General features: G+C 63.7%; 17 protein-coding genes. 7 read left to right on the top strand and 10 right to left on the bottom strand.

The window, feature by feature from the left end:
* A partial coding sequence (locus KBT70_RS13090) for a CpsD/CapB family tyrosine-protein kinase (protein ID WP_296634215.1) occupies positions 1-848 on the top strand: 848 nt, incomplete at its 5' end.
* 22 nt (positions 849-870) lie between these two features.
* On the opposite strand, the gene KBT70_RS13085 is transcribed toward KBT70_RS13090, so the two are convergent.
* The 4 genes from KBT70_RS13085 to hutG form a co-directional block, all read right to left on the bottom strand.
* Positions 871-1,791, bottom strand: a complete 921-nt coding sequence (locus tag KBT70_RS13085; protein ID WP_296634213.1) for a tyrosine recombinase XerC — start codon at positions 1,789-1,791, stop codon at positions 871-873.
* The gene (locus KBT70_RS13080) at positions 1,788-2,495 is read right to left on the bottom strand and encodes a DUF484 family protein (protein WP_296634211.1); all 708 of its coding nucleotides are present in this window, start codon (positions 2,493-2,495) and stop codon (positions 1,788-1,790) included. The genes KBT70_RS13085 and KBT70_RS13080 overlap by 4 nt, the downstream gene beginning before the upstream one ends.
* 75 nt (positions 2,496-2,570) lie before the next feature.
* The gene (locus KBT70_RS13075) at positions 2,571-3,374 is read right to left on the bottom strand and encodes a class I SAM-dependent methyltransferase (RefSeq protein ID WP_296634209.1); all 804 of its coding nucleotides are present in this window, start codon (positions 3,372-3,374) and stop codon (positions 2,571-2,573) included.
* A 94-nt stretch (positions 3,375-3,468) separates the two neighbouring features.
* On the bottom strand, positions 3,469-4,272 hold the full coding sequence (gene hutG, locus KBT70_RS13070) for an N-formylglutamate deformylase (protein ID WP_296634205.1): 804 nt from the start codon (positions 4,270-4,272) through the stop codon (positions 3,469-3,471).
* Positions 4,273-4,348: 76 nt separating this feature from the next.
* Here hutG and KBT70_RS13065 point away from each other — a divergent pair, with 76 nt between their 5' ends.
* Both KBT70_RS13065 and KBT70_RS13060 read left to right on the top strand, forming a co-directional pair.
* Positions 4,349-5,716 carry a formimidoylglutamate deiminase gene (locus KBT70_RS13065; RefSeq protein WP_296634200.1) on the top strand — a complete coding sequence of 456 codons (1,368 nt, stop codon included), beginning with the start codon at positions 4,349-4,351 and terminating at the stop codon, positions 5,714-5,716.
* 116 nt (positions 5,717-5,832) lie between these two features.
* Complete coding sequence (locus KBT70_RS13060; RefSeq protein ID WP_296634195.1) at positions 5,833-6,867, top strand: hypothetical protein; 1,035 nt, start codon at positions 5,833-5,835, stop codon at positions 6,865-6,867.
* Here the strand turns inward: KBT70_RS13060 and KBT70_RS13055 are convergent, their stop codons facing one another.
* Both KBT70_RS13055 and puuE read right to left on the bottom strand, forming a co-directional pair.
* Positions 6,868-7,350 carry an ureidoglycolate lyase gene (locus KBT70_RS13055; protein WP_296634192.1) on the bottom strand — a complete coding sequence of 161 codons (483 nt, stop codon included), beginning with the start codon at positions 7,348-7,350 and terminating at the stop codon, positions 6,868-6,870.
* A complete protein-coding gene (puuE, locus tag KBT70_RS13050; RefSeq protein WP_296634187.1) occupies positions 7,347-8,765 on the bottom strand; it encodes an allantoinase PuuE in 1,419 nt (472 codons plus the stop codon). The genes KBT70_RS13055 and puuE overlap by 4 nt, the downstream gene beginning before the upstream one ends.
* A 96-nt stretch (positions 8,766-8,861) precedes the next feature.
* Between puuE and uraH the strand changes: the two genes are divergently transcribed.
* The 3 genes from uraH to KBT70_RS13035 all read left to right on the top strand — a co-directional run bounded on the left by uraH (position 8,862) and on the right by KBT70_RS13035 (position 11,937).
* Positions 8,862-9,206 (top strand): hydroxyisourate hydrolase, encoded by a 345-nt coding sequence (gene uraH / locus KBT70_RS13045; RefSeq protein ID WP_296634183.1) that lies wholly within the window; start codon positions 8,862-8,864, stop codon positions 9,204-9,206.
* Positions 9,207-9,259: 53 nt separating this feature from the next.
* Positions 9,260-10,072, top strand: a complete 813-nt coding sequence (locus tag KBT70_RS13040; protein ID WP_296634179.1) for a TIGR00282 family metallophosphoesterase — start codon at positions 9,260-9,262, stop codon at positions 10,070-10,072.
* 101 nt (positions 10,073-10,173) lie between these two features.
* On the top strand, positions 10,174-11,937 hold the full coding sequence (locus tag KBT70_RS13035) for an SLC13 family permease (RefSeq protein WP_296634218.1): 1,764 nt from the start codon (positions 10,174-10,176) through the stop codon (positions 11,935-11,937).
* Between the two features lie 2 nt (positions 11,938-11,939).
* Here KBT70_RS13035 and bchJ read toward each other — a convergent pair whose 3' ends face one another.
* Both bchJ and bchE read right to left on the bottom strand, forming a co-directional pair.
* Positions 11,940-12,536 carry a bacteriochlorophyll 4-vinyl reductase gene (gene bchJ / locus KBT70_RS13030; protein ID WP_363270614.1) on the bottom strand — a complete coding sequence of 199 codons (597 nt, stop codon included), beginning with the start codon at positions 12,534-12,536 and terminating at the stop codon, positions 11,940-11,942.
* A complete protein-coding gene (gene bchE / locus KBT70_RS13025) occupies positions 12,529-14,190 on the bottom strand; it encodes a magnesium-protoporphyrin IX monomethyl ester anaerobic oxidative cyclase (protein WP_296634172.1) in 1,662 nt (553 codons plus the stop codon). The genes bchJ and bchE overlap by 8 nt, the downstream gene beginning before the upstream one ends.
* 154 nt (positions 14,191-14,344) lie before the next feature.
* Between bchE and KBT70_RS13020 the strand changes: the two genes are divergently transcribed.
* Positions 14,345-15,085: a YebC/PmpR family DNA-binding transcriptional regulator gene (locus KBT70_RS13020; RefSeq protein ID WP_296634171.1), complete on the top strand. Its 741-nt coding sequence runs from the start codon at positions 14,345-14,347 to the stop codon at positions 15,083-15,085.
* 96 nt (positions 15,086-15,181) lie between these two features.
* Here the strand turns inward: KBT70_RS13020 and KBT70_RS13015 are convergent, their stop codons facing one another.
* Positions 15,182-15,535 (bottom strand): DUF305 domain-containing protein, encoded by a 354-nt coding sequence (locus tag KBT70_RS13015; RefSeq protein ID WP_296634168.1) that lies wholly within the window; start codon positions 15,533-15,535, stop codon positions 15,182-15,184.
* A gap of 222 nt (positions 15,536-15,757) precedes the next feature.
* On the bottom strand, positions 15,758-17,679 hold a 1,922-nt coding region (uvrB, locus tag KBT70_RS13010), incomplete at its 5' end, for an excinuclease ABC subunit UvrB (protein ID WP_296634166.1).

Raw genomic sequence — 17,679 nt, 5'->3', positions numbered from 1 at the left:
AGCCTGAGCCTGAGCCTGAGCCTGAGCCTGAGCCTGAGCCTGAGCCTGAGCCTGAGCCTGAGCCTGAGCCTGAGCCGATTGCACCGGTCCTTGCCGAGGCAGACCCCATTCCCGCGCCTGCGCCGCTGCTCTGGCCTGCGCTGCGCCGGGTCGTGCTTGACCCCAAGCATCTGGCCAAGCACCGGCTCATTTCCGCCACGCGCGAGGACCCCGCGCATGTGGCCTTTGACGTGCTGCGCACCAAGCTTTTGGCGGCGCTGCGCACCCATGGCTGGCACCGGGTGGCGATCACCTCGCCCACGCCCGATTGCGGCAAATCCTTTGTTGCGGCAAATCTCGCGATCAGCCTGTCACGGCAATCGAGCGTGCGCACCGTGCTGATGGACATGGATCTGCGCCGCCCCTCTCTGGCGCATACTCTGGGCCAGCCTGACCCCGGTCGCATGGCCGGGTTTCTGAGCGGTGACATCCCGCTCCAGCGGTTCCTGACCTGTCCCGAGGAGAATGCGCTCAATATTGGTCAGACCTTGGCCATGGGCCTCAACGACCGGGCAGAGCCTTATGCTGCCGAAATCCTGCACGCGCCGGAAACCGGCGAAGTGTTGCAGGACCTGTATCGCCGCCTTGCCCCGGATGTGGTGATTTTCGATATGCCGCCCGCGCTCTATTACGACGATGTGTTGGGGTTCCGCCCGCAATTCGACGGCGTGCTGATCGTGGTGGGCGGTGGGCGCACGACCGCCCAGCATATCCGCGACGTCAAGGCGCGGTTCGGCACCGATACGCCGCTCTTGGGGGTGGTGATGAACCGGGCCGAGGGCGAGAGCATCGCCAAATACGGATACTGACGCGGGTCGCTTGACGCGCGCGTTATCCGCCCCCTTGCGGATGGGCGCGGGCATAGACCTCCATCAGTCGTGCGGTATCGACGCCCGTATAGGCCTGCGTGGTCGAGAGCGAGGCATGGCCCAGAAGCTCCTGAATGGCGCGCAGGTCGCCGCCTGCGTTCAAGAGATGCGTGGCAAAGCTGTGGCGCATGGCATGTGGCGTTGCCGTCGCAGGCAAGCCAAGCTGCGCGCGGGCCTGTTCCATCACCTTTTGGATCAGGCGCGGGCTGAGCGCGCCGCCACGTGCCCCCAAGAAAAGCGGACCGTTGCGGGGGATGTCATAGGGGCAAAGGCGGGCATAATGTGCCACCGCCGCGCGGGCAGGGTCGATCACCGGCACCAGCCGTTCTTTGCCGCCCTTGCCGATGATGCGCAGCACTGGACCAAGCGGCAGGTCGGCCCCGGTCAGGCTGAGCGCCTCGGATATGCGCAGGCCGCAGCCATAGAGCAGGGTCACAACCGCCTGATCCCGAGCGGCGATCCATGGCGTGAGGCTCTGCGCATCGAGCGTGTCGATCATCTCTGATGCCGCCTCGGGCGAGAGGGGGCGGGGCAGTTTGCGCTGGAACTTCGGTGAGCGGGTCGAGAGGACCGCCGTGGGCTCAAACCCCTCGCGCTCGGACAGCCAGCGGTAGAAACTCTTGACCGCCGAGAGCTTGCGCGCAAGTGACCGGGGGCCAACATCGCCGCCTCGGGTATGGGCCATCCACGCGCGCATATCGGAGGTGGTGATGCGAGACAGAGCGCCCAAGCCTTGTGTCTCGCCGTGATGCTGCGTCATGAAGCGGAGGAAATCACCGACATCGCGGGCGTAGGCGTCAATCGTATTGGCGGCGGCCCCCTTGAGCGCCTTTTGTGTGGCCAGCCACGCCGACAGGGCGTCGCGGGCGGCCTGCGAAATCATGACAGCCAGCGGCGCATGGTGCGCTCAAAGACTCCCGCGAAAAAGGCCAATAAATCAGTGCCCTGCTGCGGGCTGAACTGATGCGGGTCTTCGGCCCCCATGGCCAGCATGCCGGGCAGGCGGTCCGCGCCGAAATCGAGCAAAAGACACGCCTCAGAGCGCAGATAGGGCGCTTCGCGGCCATAGACGCGCATGTCGCCCTCGTCGATCTGACGCAGGGTGACTTGGCGGGCGGGCACGTCGCGGTTGCCGATGAGATAGGATTTGATGAAACCGGGTTCCGCAACCGAGAGCACATCGCCCAAGCGGCGCACGGCCGGATCGCTATCGTTCTGCACCGATTCAAGCACAAGGCGCACAGCGTCCACCCGCAGGATATGGGCCACTTCGCCACCGAGATCCCGCAGGAAAGTCTCAAATTCGATGGGATCGAGCATGCGCAGAATGGCGCGATGCACTTGATTGGTGCCCGCAAGGTTTTCATAGGCCGCCGCGATCACCGAGCGATGCGTGTCCTCAAGCCGGTCCAGACGCGCCTCGAGCCGGTCCATGGCGATGCCGCGCAGGTCCACGATATTGCCGCCCATCGCCCGCTCGTTGGCGGCGATCAGGGCGCGCATCAGGTCTTGATCCTCGAGGATCAGATCAGGTTGCGCGATGATATGTTCGCGCAGCGCATCGTTCATTTCAGGCTTGCTGCTCATTCCGACCTCTTTCGGGTTTGCGGCACCTTAGCAGATGCAAAAATATTATGCCGCAAGAAAATGCAGCAGCGCGGGTCAGCGGATCGGCTGGGCGGTATAGAGCACCTGACCGCGCGGCAGCCGCAGAGGGCTGCGTGCCGCCTGCCAACTGGTCATCCGCGCCATGTGGTCCACATCCTCGGGCAGAATGTGATAGGGTGGGCGGATGTCATGGGTGACAACGCCGTCGGGCTGGCGATAGGCGGTGGCGGCCTGTGCCGCGTCGGGGACAAGGAAGACGGTGAAGAAAAACGTCTCGATCCGGTCAAAGCGGCGCAGGTTGGTCAAAGCGCGGCGCAAATGCGCCATAGGCAAATGCGGGAATACTGCAAAGGCGATGGCATGGGTGATGCACCCCGGCACGCCGGGATAGTCAAACCGCGCATCCTCGATCAGGTGATCGGGGCTGAGGTGTGATGGCTCTGTCAGCTCCGCCGCATGGCCTGCCAGCAAGAGCGCGCGCGAGGCATCGGTGGCCCAGTAATGCCCCGGCTCGAGATAAGGCACCGCCTTGCACCCAAGACGCAGCGAGCCTGCGCCGATATCCAGCAGGTGATGGTGCGGCATCAGGCCCGCATCGCGCAAAAGGGCCATCTGCACCCGGCCGGTTTCCTCCCACCGCCCGCCCACAACGTCGCGGTGCCGCCCTGCGGCAATCGCTTCGGCGTGAAAGCCGTCGACGTCATAGGGGTTCTGCGGGGTCTTCATCGTGGCAGGGCCGGGCCGCGCCGCGCCCACAAGGGTGATGGTGAAGCCATCCCGACCACGAGCGCCGTCCCGACGATGAGGCCGCGCGCGCCCCTGACAAGCTGTTGCATCTGTTTCACCCTGAATTGGCAAGGGTGCAGTCTTGCGAATGCCCCGCTTTTGATCCGGTATTCCCGTGGGATACCTGCGGTGAGGCTATGCAAACCGCTCTGCCGTGGCAAGGCTGTTACCGGCAGAGATCAAGCGTTGCCATGGCGCGCAGCATCGGGCCCAGCACGGCGCGCAGGCGTGTGGCGCGGTCCGGTGCATAGTCCCAAGGGGGCGTTTCCTGCATATAGGTGGCTTGCGCCAATTCCATCTGGATGGCGTGCAGCCCCTCTTGCGGGCGGCCATAGTGCCGGGTGGTCCAGCCGCCGCGAAACCGTCCGTTGGTGACGGTGCTATAGCCGCTTGCCGCGCGGCAATGACGCTCTGTCAGGGAGGCCAAGGCAGGGGCGCAGGTGGCCCCGTCATTGGTGCCGATGTTGAAATCCGGCAGCCGTCCCGCAAATAGGAACGGGATTTCCGAGCGGATCGAGTGGCAATCATAAAGGATGGCAAAGCCGTGGCGGGCGCGCACCCGGTCCAACTCGGCGCTGAGTGCGGCGTGATAGGGGGCGTGGTAGCGCGCAAGCCGCTCTATCGCGTCGGCCTCGGTCGGGGGCGTCGTCCAGAGCGGCGCGCCGTCGAAATCCGTGAGCGGCACCAGCGTGGTGGTGTTCTGGCCAGGATAGAGGCTGGCCCCCGAGGGGTCGCGATTGGCGTCGATGACATAGCGGTGAAACCGTGCCGCAACCACGCTTGCCCCCGGCACAAGACCCTCATAGAGCCGGTCAATATGCCAATCTGTATCGCTGAGCCCGCGCCCGGTGTCGTTGAGTTGCGCGGCAATTTCGGGCGGCAGGTCGGTGCCTGCATGGGGCATGGCCAGCACAAGCGGGCTCTCGCCCGACTGGACCGAGACAACGCTGTCGGCGGCGGCGTCCTGCACTTGCGTCTTTCCTTTCGAAACGGGGCGTGGCAATAATATGCTTATACATAATAATCGAGTCAAGGCGATGAGAGCGATGCAAGGGACACTCTGGGCGCGGCAGGCGCTCTTGCCGGACGGTTGGGCAAAAGACGTCTGTGTCACGCTGGATGCGGAGGGGCGCATTGCCACGGTGACGCCCGATACTGCGCCGCAGGGGCAGCGGTTGGACACGCTCTTGCCTGCGCCGGTCAACCTCCATTCCCATGCCTTTCAACGCGCCATGGCCGGGATGACCGAGGCACGCGGCCCTGATCCGCGCGACACGTTCTGGACATGGCGGCGGCTGATGTTCCGGTTTCTCGAGCATCTGACGCCGGACCACGCCCGCGCGATTGCCGCCATGGTGCAGATGGAAATGCTCGAGGCCGGGTATGCCGCGATTGCAGAGTTCCATTACCTGCATCACCAGCCCGACGGCACGCCTTATGACGATCTGGCGGAAATGGCGCAGGGGCATTGCGCGGCGGCGGAAGAGACCGGTATCGGTCTCACGCTCCTGCCGGTGCTCTATCGCTATGGCGGGCTTGACCGGCGCGCATTGGCGCCGGGGCAGCGGCGGTTCGGCAATGGCCCGGACCGCTTTGCCGCGCTCTTTGATGCCTCCGCCAAGGCGATTGCCGCCTTGCGCGCCGATAGCGGTATCGGGGTCGCGCCCCATTCCCTGCGCGCGGTGCAGCCCGAGGATCTGGCGTTTTGCGCAGACCTCGCAGGCGACCGAGTGATCCATATGCACCTCGCGGAGCAAGAGGAGGAGGTGGTCGAGGTCGAGGCAGCGCTTGGCGCGCGGCCTGTGACATGGCTCTTGGACAATGCACCGGTGTCCGAGCGGTGGTGCCTGATCCATTGCACGCAGATGACCCCGCAGGAGACGACAGGCTTGGCGCAGAGCGGTGCTGTTGCGGGTCTCTGCCCCATCACCGAGGCCAGTCTGGGCGACGGGATCTTCGACGGGGCGCGCTATCTGACGCAAGGCGGACGCTTTGGCGTGGGCAGCGATTCAAATATCCGCATTTCCTTGGTCGAGGAATTGCGCGGCTTTGAATATTCGCAGCGCCTGCGGGACCGCGCGAGGGCGGTTCTGGCCACCCCCACACGGTCAACGGGCCGGGTTCTCTGGGACGGGGCCGTGGCCGGGGGCGCGCAGGCAGCAGGGCGCGCCAGCGGCGCAATTGCACCGGGGCTGTGGGCCGATCTGGTGGCACTCGACGCGCAGCAACCCGATCTGGCGGGGCGCGTGGGCGATATGACCCTCGATACGCTCGTCTTTGCCGGGGATCACCGCGCCATTCGCGATGTCTGGTCAGCGGGGCGGCATGTGGTCCGCGCGGGGGCGCACGTCAATCGAGCGGCGATTGTCGCGCGGTTTGCGGCGGTTCAGCGGCAGTTGCAGGCGCTGATGTGAGCAATCACGTCGACTGAGGCACGTGAAAGGGCGTCTTGACGCCGCACTCTTGCGATTGCCCGCCTTGGTCCCGGCGTGTTAGCGTGCCAGAAATAAAGGCAGGCAGCCCCCGGGACATGAAAAAGACGGCACTGACCAGATATCAGCGGCTTGAGGCGGCGGGCCTTTGGCGGGCCAATCCCGATGCGCAGCGGGTGGACGTGATCGTATCCGTGGGCGAGGCGACGCTGACCATCACCGATCTGCGCGAGCGGGTGCTGGCGCATTGGTCGATTGCGGCGGTGGCGCGGGCCAATCCGGGGCAGAGTCCGGCAATCTATCACCCCGATGGCGATCCCGGCGAGACGCTGGAATTGACCGAGGACGAGGCCGAGATGATCGCGGCCATCGAGACGCTGCGCGGCGCTGTTGCGCGGCAGCGGCCACGACCGGGACGGCTGAGGCTGGTGGGGGTGCTGGCAAGTGCGGCGGCGGTCGCGGGATTGGTGCTGTTCTGGTTGCCGGGGGCCGCCCGCGACCATGCCTTGACCGTGGTGCCGATGGTCAAGCGGGTTGAAATCGGACAGGCGCTGCTGGGGCATCTGCAACGGGTGACGGGTCCGGTCTGCGATGGTCCGGGCGGAGAGGCTGCCTTGGCTCAACTGGCGCGGCGTTTGCCGCCCCGACGGGGCGTGGCGCGGTTCTTGATGGTGCGCGGCGGCATCGAGGGGGCGTTGCGGGTGCCGGGGGGCGTGGTTCTGATCAATGCCGATCTGGTTGAGGACCATAGCGAACCAGACGTGGTGGCTGGCCATATCATCGCCGCGCATTTGCGCGCCGAGGCGCATGATCCCTTGGCGCGGATTCTCGAGGAGGGCGGGCTGTCTGCATCGTTGCGGCTGTTGGCGACGGGTGTTCTTCCGGATGACCTCTTGCGCGCACATGCCGAGCAGTTGATGTCCGCGCCACCCGAGCCTGTCGCCCCCGAGGCGATGCTGGCGGGCTTTGCGCATTGGCAGGTGCGCGCGCGCCCCTATGCCTATGCCGAGGACATCACCGGAGAGTCCACCGTCGCGCTGATCGAGGCGGACCCCTTTGCCGGCACCGCGCCGCCGCCGCCCCTGCTCAGCGATTCCGATTGGCTGCGCCTGCAGGAGATTTGCGGCGGCTGATTACGCGGTCACGGTGTAGGGCGTATCGAACCAGTGTTCTTCAAGATTGTCACCCGGTCCGATCCGGTCCAGCACGGCAAAGAGACCGGGTGTGGACAGTGGCGTCAGAACCCCGTGCCATGTGCCGCGATGCAGGTTGATCGCCTGTCCCGGCGCGGTCAGGAACGCCTGCGGTGATCCGGGAACGCCCCCCGCATCCGGCGCGACGATCACCAGAAAAGCGGCCATGGTCATCGGGACAAACGCCTGACTGCCGTCGGGGTGACGCTCCATCATCTCGAGGCGGTAGGGCAGGCGGCGGGGCTCGGCGTCAAAGAGGCTGAGGCCCGCACGCCCATCGCCGAAATCAAGCCGCGCGCGGTCGTGGAACCGCCCGCAGAGCCCTTGGTTGATAAGCCGGTCCGGGGGCCCGCGCACCTCCAGCACATCGCCAAAGGGTGCGAACGCCGCCTCGGTCAGCGGCTTGACCGTGATCCGCGTCATGGCAGCATGTCCCGCAGCCGCCAGAGTGCGATGCGTTCAACCTGACGGCAGGCCTCGGCCGTTTCCGTGGCGCTGTCCTGCTCGAGGCGACGGGTAAATGCCGCCATGATCCCCGCTTTGTCATGGTCGCGCACCGCGATGATGAAGGGAAAGCCGTGGCGCGCGATATAGGCGGTATTGAGGCGCTCGAACGTGGCGCGCTCGGTATCGGTCAGTGCATCGAGCCCCGCGCTTGCCTGCTCATTGGTCGAGGCGGCGGTCAGCCGTCGCGCCTGTGCCAGTTTGCCCGCAAGGTCGGGATGGGCGCGCAGCACGTTCAGCCGTTCCGCCTCGGTCGCGCTGCGAAACGCGCGGCAAAGGGCGTTGTGGAGGCCCACAGCGCTGTCATGGGCGGGGCCAAGTTCCAGCGCATGCGCGCGCTCGGCCACCCATGGGGAATGTTCAAACACGCCGCCAAAGCGGGCGACAAACGCCGTGCGGTCCATCTGCGATGGGCGGTCTTGGCGCGTGGGCGGATGGGTGGCGGCCCAATGCCGGGCAATATCGACCCGCCGCGTGATCCAGACGTCGGGTTGTTTGGCGACATGGTCCAGAAACCGCCGCAGCGCCATGATCCGCCCCGGACGCCCGACTAGGCGGCAATGCAGCCCGATGGAGAGCATCTTGGGGGCACCGGCGCGCCCTTCGGCCAAGAGTGCGTCAAAACTGTCGCGCAGATAGGCAAAGAACTGATCGCCCGCGTTGAACCCCTGCGGCGTGGCAAAGCGCATGTCATTGCAATCGAGCGTGTAGGGCACGATCACCTGATCCCGCCCGTTGGCATGGTGCCAGTAGGGCAAATCGTCAGCGTACGAATCGGCGATATAGGCAAAGCAGCCTTGGGCGGTTGCCAGATCGACGGTGTTGATTGAGCAGCGCCCGGTATACCAGCCCTCGGGCGCATGGCCCGTGACCTCGGTATGCAGGCGAATGGCCTCTTGCATATGGGCGCGCTCGTCCTCTGGGGAATAATCGCGGTAGTCGATCCACTTCAGCCCGTGGCTGGCAATCTCCCAGCCCGCCTCCTGCATGGCGGCCACCTGGTCGGGACTGCGGGCAAGCGCCGAGGCGACACCAAAGACAGTGAGCGGCATGCCATAGTCGGTGAACAGGCGATGCAGCCGCCAGAACCCGGCACGCGCCCCATAATCATAGATGGATTCCATGTTCCAATGACGCTGGCCGGGCCAGGGGGCGGCCCCGACGATCTCGCTCAGAAACGCCTCAGAGGCGGCATCGCCATGCAACAGGCAATTCTCGCCGCCCTCTTCGTAATTCAGCACGAATTGCAGCGCGAGGTTTGCGCGCCCTGGCCACTGTGGATCAGGGGGATGGGCACCGTGGCCGCGCATGTCGCGGGGGTAGCGGTCTGGCATGGCGATCCTCCTTGGGTGTATTCGGGGCTTGATCCCGCGCCCGTTTCCCTAGGAGATACAGAAAACGCGATCTCTGTCACGAGGAGAGGATCAAGGATGCCCGGATATCTGACGACGCATGTGCTGGATACCGCGCGCGGCTGTCCGGCGGCGGGGCTCTTGATCCGCCTGAGCCGGATCACGGACGCAGGCCCCCTGCCGCTGCGTGAGATGCGCACCAATTCGGACGGACGCACCGATGGCCCCATTCTGCCCGAGGCAGAATTTGCGCCCGGCCACTACGAGTTGCTGTTTCATGCGGGCGATTACCTGCGTGCGGCGGGGGCCGAGAGCGGCTTTCTCGACCTCATCCCGATCCGCTTTACCCTGTCGGAGAGGGTCCATTACCATGTGCCGCTCTTGCTCTCGCCCTATGGCTACACGACCTATCGCGGAAGCTGAGGGTCTGCATTGGCCCTTGCCCTTGGCGTGACAGGGGCCTAACACCGATACCCATGAAAATACTGTTTCTTGGCGATGTGATGGGGCGCGCGGGGCGTGCGGCGGTGGCGGAACGGCTGCCCAAGCTGCGTGAGGCGTGGAAGCTCGATTTCGTGGTGGTCAATGGCGAGAATGCTTCGGGCGGGATGGGCCTAACGGCCGCGCATGCCAAGGACCTGTTCGAGGCAGGCGCCGATTGCGTGACCTTGGGCGATCACGCCTTTGACCAAAAGGACATGATGCAGGCGATCGAGCGTGAGGGTCGTTTGATCCGCCCGCTCAACTATGCCAAGGCTGCACCGGGGCGCGGGCACCGTGTGTTTACCGATGGGCGCGGGCGCAAGGTGCTGGTGGCGCAGGTGCTGGGCAATGTGTTCATGCGCCGCGCTTATGATGATCCGTTTTCGGCGATTGACGCGGTGTTGCGGGTGCATCCCTTGGGCGGTGCGGTGCAGGCTACAGTGGTCGATGTGCATTGCGAGGCCACGTCCGAGAAAATGGCGATGGGCCATTTCTGCGACGGGCGCGCCAGCCTTGTGGTGGGCACGCATACCCATATTCCCACGGCGGATGCCCAGATTTTACCCGGTGGCACCGCGTTTCAGGGCGATGCGGGCATGTGCGGCGATTACCTGAGCGTGATCGGCATGGACAAGACCGAACCGATGCGCCGCTTTGTCACCGGCATGACCAAGGATCGCTTTACCCCCGCCATGGGGGCCGTGACGGTCTCGGGTGTCTATATCGAGACCGACGATGCCACGGGCCGCGCCACGCGGATCGAAATGGTGCGCCAAGGCGGGCGATTGGAACAGTCGGGCCCCTGATCCGTCGAAACTGGGCGCAGGATACTTGCTGCCTGCCGCGGGATCGGGGAGACTGGCGCAGGACCATGAGAGGGCGCGTTTAAGTGGTTGAGTTTCTCGGTATGTCCCAGACGGGTCAGGCGCTTCTGACGCTTGCGGTCGTGGTGGCGATGTTCGTGCTCTTCGTGCGCGAGGTCTATCCCACAGAGGTGGTGGCGATTGCCGGTGTGGCGGTGCTGCTGGCGCTTGGGGTGCTGCCCTATGGTGCGGCGCTCGAAGTCTTTTCCAACCCCGCGCCTTGGACCATTGCCGCCATGTTCATCGTGATGGGGGCCTTGGTGCGCACCGGCGCGCTGGATGCCTTTACCTCGCTGGCGGATCGGCAGGCCAAGCAAAACCCGCGCCTTGCGATTGCCATGCTGCTCTTGTCGGTGGTGATCGGCTCGGCCTTCATGAATAATACGCCGGTGGTTGTCGTGATGATTCCGGTCTTTGTCCAACTGGCGCGCACGCTTCAGATACCAACGTCCAAGCTCTTGATTCCGCTTAGCTATGCCGCAATTCTCGGCGGGATTACAACGCTGATCGGCACCTCGACCAACCTGCTTGTGGATGGCGTGGCGCGGGCGCAGGGGCTGGCCCCCTTCACGATTTTCGAAGTGACGCCCCTCGGCATCGTTCTGGTGCTCTGGGGGGCGATCTATCTGCGGTTTTTCGGTCCCTTCCTCTTGCCTGCGCGCGACAGCATGGTCGATCTTCTGTCGGACCGCTCCAAGATGAAATTCTTTACCGAGGCCGTCATCCCGCCCGAGAGCAACCTTATCGGCCGGGAAGTGACGGGTGTGCAGCTTTTCAAGCGCGAGGGTGTGCGGCTCATTGACGTGATCCGGGGCGATCAATCACTCCGGCGCAATCTGGCCGGTGTCACCTTGCAGGTGGGCGACCGGGTGGTTCTGCGGACGCAGATGACCGAGCTTTTGAGCCTGCAACGCAACAAGAGCCTCAAGCGCGTGGATCAGGTCTCGGCGGTCGAAACGACGACGGTCGAGGTGCTGATCACGCCGGGCTGCAAGATGGTGGGGCGGTCCTTGGGCGCGCTGCGGTTGCGGCGGCGCTTTGGCGTCTATCCGCTGGCAGTGCATCGCCGTAACCAGAACATCGGGCGGCAACTGGATGAACTGGTGGTGCGGGTGGGCGATACCCTGCTGCTCGAGGGTGCGCCCGAGGATATTCAGCGCCTCTCGCGTGAGATGGAGATGGTCGATGTCTCGCACACATCGGCGCGCGCGTTCCGGCGTGGGCATGCGCCGCTGGCGGTGCTGGCCCTCGCTGGGATCGTGGTCTTGGCAGGTCTTGGCGTGGCCCCGATTCTGGCGCTTGCGGTCATGGCGGTGGCGATGGTGCTCTTGGCGCGCTGCATTGATGCGGATGAGGCTTTTTCCTTTATTGACGGGCAGTTGCTGGCCCTGATCTTTGCCATGCTGGCGATTGGTGTGGCCTTGCAGACCTCTGGCGCGGTTGAGATGCTGGTAGGTGGGATCGCGCCTGCCTTGTCGGTTTTGCCGGGGTTCATGGTGGTTTGGGCGATATATCTGTTAACCTCGCTCTTGACGGAACTCATCAGCAACAATGCCGTGGCTGTGGTGGTCACGCCGATTGCCATTGGCCTTGCCGATGCCATGGGGATCGACGCGCGGCCTCTGGTGGTGGCGGTGATGGTGGCGGCGAGCGCGAGTTTTGCAACACCCATCGGATACCAGACGAACACGCTGGTTTATGGCCCCGGTGGCTATAAATTCACCGATTTCCTGCGGGTGGGCGTGCCGCTCAACCTGAGCATCGGCCTGTTGGCGAGTGCGCTGATCCCGTTTCTCTGGCCGCTCTAAGGCTAATGCCGCCAGTCGATTTCAAAGCGACAGGCCGGAGCGCCAGTTGCGCAGCACGCTGTTTCAACCGCATGCGCGCGTGGATGAACCAGCCGAGTAAAGAGCCGCTCGAAGACGGCGGCGTGCCAATGGCAGAGGGGCGCAAGGGCCCTCTCGCCGCGTATGATCGGATTGTCGGCGAGGGTAAAAACCACCGGCGGACCGGATTTGGCGGTCAAGCTGCCGGTGCCGCAGAAGGTCCAGCCATGGGCGAGAATGGCGCGGGTCAGGATCGGGGCCGCGAGCCGTGCAGGCAGGGCACGCAAAAGGGATTGCGCGCCGCGCGGGATACGGTTTGCGAGGATGTAATCGCCGGTGCCTTGGCCTGCGGCAATGGCGATTTTACGCGCGTTCTCAGGATGTTGCCGCCGCAGCGCGCCGTGCAGCGCGGCGACGCGGGTCTCGTCGATCATCGCGGTCGGGTCGGGCAGGGGATCAAAGCCAAGGGGGGCAAAGAGGGCGCGGCGTGCGCCCTCTCCCGCGATGCGGTCCATCGCGGGGGCCAGTTGCAGCACCGCATTGGGACCAATGCGGGCGGTCATGTGACTGCCGTCAGGCATCCATCTGCTGTGTGCTGCCGCCGCAGGCGCGGACCTCGGCCCCATTGGGCATCTTGAAGCCATCGTTGCGGTCGATGGCGCGGTCTTTCATCTGGGCGCGCACCGCTTCGCGGCGTTCGGCGGCACGGGCGGCGCGGTCGGCGCTGGCCTCCCAATCCTCCATCTGGGCCTCGGCGATGGTGCGGGTTTCGTCGAAATCGAAATGAACGGTGTTCTTGGTTTGGGGGCCCCAATACCCCGCCTTGCCCAGATCATAGAAGGTGCGGGCAAAGCCGGCCTTGAGAAACGCCTTGAGACAGCCCAAGAGATAGCGCCGCCGATAGCCTGTGCCGCGCCATGGATAGTGAAAGAGCGCCTTGCGCATGTAAAAGCGGCGGTAGTTCTTCATCACCCCGTCGAGGAGTTCGCCGCGCGTCATGGCGGCGGGTTTCATGATCGGTGTGACGAAGTTATATTTCGAGAAATCAAAGACTTCGACCTGGTCGCGGAGCTCCTGAAAGAGCGGCGTGAAGGGCCAGGGCGTATACATCGCCCAATTGGCGAGGTCCGGCTGCCAGTCCCAAGCCATCTGGAAGGTTTCCTCCAGCGTTTCGGGGGTCTCGTTGTCGAGCCCCACGATGAACTGCGCCTCGGTAAAGATATCCGCCTCGCGCAGAAGCTGGATCGCCTCCTTGTTCTGGGCGACGGTGGTTTCCTTGTTGAACTGGTCGAGTTTCAGTTGCGCGGCCGCTTCGGTGCCAAGGCTGACATGCACCAGACCGGCCTTGCGGTAGAATTTCAAGAGGTCGCGGTCGCGGTAGATGTCGGTGACGCGGGTGTTGATGCCCCATTGCACGCGGGCGGGCAGGTCGCGAGCGATGAGCTCCTCGCAGAATTGCACGAATTTCTTTTTGTTTATAGTGGGTTCCTCATCTGCGAGGATGAAGAAGCCGACGCCGTGGTTGTTGACGAGATTCTCGATCTCATCCACCACCTTCTTGGGATCACGCACGCGATAATCGCGCCAGAATTTCCATTGGCTACAAAAGGAACAGGTGAAGGGGCAGCCGCGCGCCATATTGGGAATGGCGACCCGTTTGCCAAGCGGCACATAGATGTATTTTTCCCATTCAAGGAGCGACCAGTCGGGGTTGATCGCGTCAAGATCTTTGACCGTCGAGGCGGCAGGGGTGGCGGTGATGGTGTCGCCATCCAGATAGGCCAAGCCTTTGATCGATTTACGCTTTTCGAGCCACTGGCCAGAGTCGGCGGCGCGGATCAGGTTGAGGAATATTTCCTCGCCTTCCCCGCGCACGATGACATCCACCCAAGGGGCCTCGGAGAGCACCTGTTTATACATGAAGGTGGCATGCACGCCGCCCAGAACCCGTAGCGCGCCGGGCACCACCTCTTGTGCGAGTTTGAGGATGTTCTCAGCAACATAGATCGAGGGGGTGATGGCGGTGACACCCACAACATCTGGGTTTAGATCGCGCAGGCGGCTGCGCAGGGCGTCATCCTCGAGATTGTTGGTCATGGCGTCGATAAAGGTGACGTCGGTATATCCCGCATCACGCAGGTGGCCCGCCAGATAGGCGACCCAAGCGGGCGGCCAGCTTCCGGCGATTTCGGCCCCGCCAGAGTGATAATTGGGATGGATCAAGACGATGCGCATGGCGGGACTCCCTATGTATCTGTTTAGGTTACAGTGTAATGTGTCTAATAAACTTGACATAAATCAAACGGCGGCACGGCGGGGCGGGGCGTTGCTCTGTGCGCGGCAAGCGTATAAAAGGCGGCAGATTCCCGGATATGCAGGAGAAGGCACCATGGCCGGCCATTCCAAATGGGCGAATATTCAACACCGCAAAGGGCGCCAAGACGCCGTGCGGGCGAAACTGTTTTCCAAGTTTTCCAAAGAGATAACGGTTGCGGCCAAGATGGGCGACCCTGACCCGGACAAGAACCCGCGCCTGCGTCTGGCGATCAAGGAAGCCAAGGCGCAATCCATGCCCAAGGACAATATTGAGCGCGCCATCAAAAAGGCGATGGGGGGCGATGCAGAGGATTATGAAGAAATCCGCTATGAAGGGTACGGTCCCAACGGGGTTGCGATCATCGTCGAGGCGATGACCGATAACCGCAATCGCACCGCGTCGAACGTGCGCTCGACCTTTACCAAGAACGGCGGCAACCTGGGCGAGACCGGCAGCGTTGGCTTCATGTTCGAGCGCAAGGGCGAAGTCACCTATCCGGCGAGCGTGGGCGATGCCGACACGGTGCTGATGGCCGCGCTGGAGGCTGGGGCAGAGGATGTGGAATCCGGGGACGATGGCCACACGATCTGGTGTGCCGATACGGACCTGAGCGAGGTGGGCACCGCGCTGGAAGCCGCCTTGGGCGAGAGCACATCGACCAAGCTGGTGTGGAAACCCACCACCACGACCGAGATGGACCTTGAGAGCATGCAGAAGCTGATGAAGCTGATCGAGGCGCTCGAGGATGATGACGACGTGCAGCGCGTCACTACCAATTTCGAGGCCTCGGACGCGGTGATGGAACAGCTCTGATCCGCAGCGTCCGCGTGTAAGCTTTGTAAGGTTTGTACGCGGATTTTGTACAAGATTTCAGGAAGCCCGAGTGGGGGGCGACAAGCCCCCCGCAGATCAATGCCCCAATTCGGCGAGACGTGCCCGCATCCAGGTGATTTCGGCCTCTTGCGCGGCGATCACGGCCTCGGCGAGTTTGCGGACCTCCGGGTCCTTGCCATGCTCCAGCACAACCCGCGCCATGGCCACCGCCCCCTCGTGATGCGGGATCATGCCGCGCAGGAAATCAATGTCTGCGTCGCCGGTATAGTCCATGTCCATCCCGCCATGCATCGCGGACGCCGCCTCCATATAGGCGCGGGTCGAGGCGGGGAGGTCTTGGGACATGTGGGTGGAGTGGTCATGGCTGTCGGCCAGAGCGGGCGAGAGGGTGAGGGCCAGAAGCGTGGCGGTCAGGGGGGCTAGGCGCATGGGTGTATCCTCGGTTGGGGTCGCAATCGGGATATAGGAGCTTCCCCCTGCTGGAAGGCAAGGGGGGGATGTGGGATGGTGCGCAATGAATGCGCACCCTACGGGGGCACGAGTGCTGCGCGCGGATAGGCACGGGGCGCGACTGGTCAGACGGTAGGGTGCGCATTTATTGCGCACCAGTTTGATCGGGGAGCGGTTGGTGGTGCGCAATGAATGCGCACCCTACCGCCCCCGCCGTTTCACATTCCCGCCGCGTTGTCCCGGCCTGCCCGCGGTGGAGCGGCCACGGCCTTTGACGGCCTCGGCGCTGGCGGCCTCGACCGCGGATTGACGCGCCAAGGGGTCGTCGGAAATCAGCAAATCCACGGCTTCGAGGCGCTTGACCTCGTCGCGCAGGCGCGCGGCCTCTTCGAATTCGAGGTTTTCGGCGGCTTTGCGCATATCCGCGCGCAGCCCGTCGAGCACGGCGGCGAGATTGGCGCCCGCCAGCGGTTTGTCGACCTTTGCGGTCACGCGGGACATATCGACATCGCCCTTGTAGAGCCCGGCGAGAATATCCTCGACATTCTTGCGGACCGTGGCCGGGGTGATGCCGTGCTTGATGTTATAGGCCACCTGCTTTTCGCGGCGGCGGTTGGTCTCATTGAGCGCGCGTTCCATTGAGCCGGTGATGCGGTCGGCATACATGATGACGCGGCCTTCGGCGTTGCGGGCGGCGCGGCCGATGGTCTGGATCAACGAGGTTTCCGAGCGCAGGAAGCCTTCCTTGTCCGCATCGAGAATAGCGACAAGGCCACATTCGGGAATATCCAACCCTTCGCGCAAGAGGTTGATGCCGATGAGCACGTCAAAGGCGCCAAGGCGCAGGTCGCGCAGAATCTCGATCCGCTCGATCGTGTCGATGTCAGAGTGCATGTAGCGCACGCGGATGCCCTGTTCGTGCATATATTCTGTCAGATCCTCGGCCATGCGTTTCGTCAGGGTGGTGACGAGAATCCGGTAGCCATCGGCGGCGACACGGCGCACCTCGTCCAAGAGGTCATCGACCTGGGTTTCGACGGGGCGGATTTCGACCTGAGGATCAAGCAGACCGGTGGGGCGGATCACCTGTTCGGTAAAGACGCCGCCGGTTTGCTCAATTTCCCATTTGGCGGGGGTGGCCGAGACAAAGACCGATTGCGGGCGCATGGCGTCCCATTCCTCGAATTTGAGAGGGCGGTTGTCCATGCAGGAGGGCAGGCGAAAGCCGTGCTCGGCCAGTGTGAATTTGCGCCGGTAGTCGCCTTTGTACATGCCGCCGATCTGGGGCACCGAGACGTGGGATTCATCGGCAAAGACGATGGCATTGTCGGGGATGAATTCAAAGAGCGTGGGCGGCGGTTCGCCGGGGGCGCGGCCTGTGAGGTAGCGGGAATAATTCTCGATCCCGTTGCAGACGCCGGTGGCCTCGAGCATTTCGAGATCAAAGTTGGTGCGCTGCTCCAGACGCTGCGCCTCGAGCAGTTTGCCTTCGTTGACCAACTGATCAAGGCGTGTGCGCAATTCGCGTTTGATGCCGATGATGGCCTGCTGCATCGTGGGTTTGGGTGTCACGTAATGCGAATTGGCGTAGATGCGGATTTTCTCGAAGCTGTCGGTCTTTTCGCCGGTGAGGGGATCGAATTCGGTGATCGCCTCCAGCTCTTCGCCAAAGAAGGACAGGCGCCACGCGCGGTCTTCGAGGTGGGCGGGGAAGATTTCGACGCTGTCGCCGCGCACACGGAACGAGCCGCGCTGAAAGGCGTGATCGTTGCGTTTGTATTGCTGGGCCACCAGATCGGCCATGATGGCGCGCTGATCATAGCTCTCGCCGAGTTTGAGATCCTGGGTCATGGCCCCATAGGTCTCGACCGAGCCGATCCCGTAGAGACAGGACACCGACGCCACGATGATCACGTCATCGCGCTCGAGCAGCGACCGGGTGGCGCTGTGGCGCATCCGGTCGATCGCCTCGTTCACCGAGCTTTCCTTCTCGATATACGTGTCAGAGCGCGCCACATAGGCTTCCGGCTGGTAATAATCGTAATAGGAAACGAAATACTCCACCGCATTGTCGGGGAAGAAGCTTTTGAACTCGCCATATAGCTGGGCCGCGAGGGTCTTGT

Origin of the sequence: Roseovarius sp., from assembly GCF_018066915.1 — a bacterium.
Classification (GTDB): domain Bacteria; phylum Pseudomonadota; class Alphaproteobacteria; order Rhodobacterales; family Rhodobacteraceae; genus Roseovarius.
Note: the sequence above shows the minus strand (reverse complement) of the source record. Positions and strands in the feature narration are given on the sequence as shown.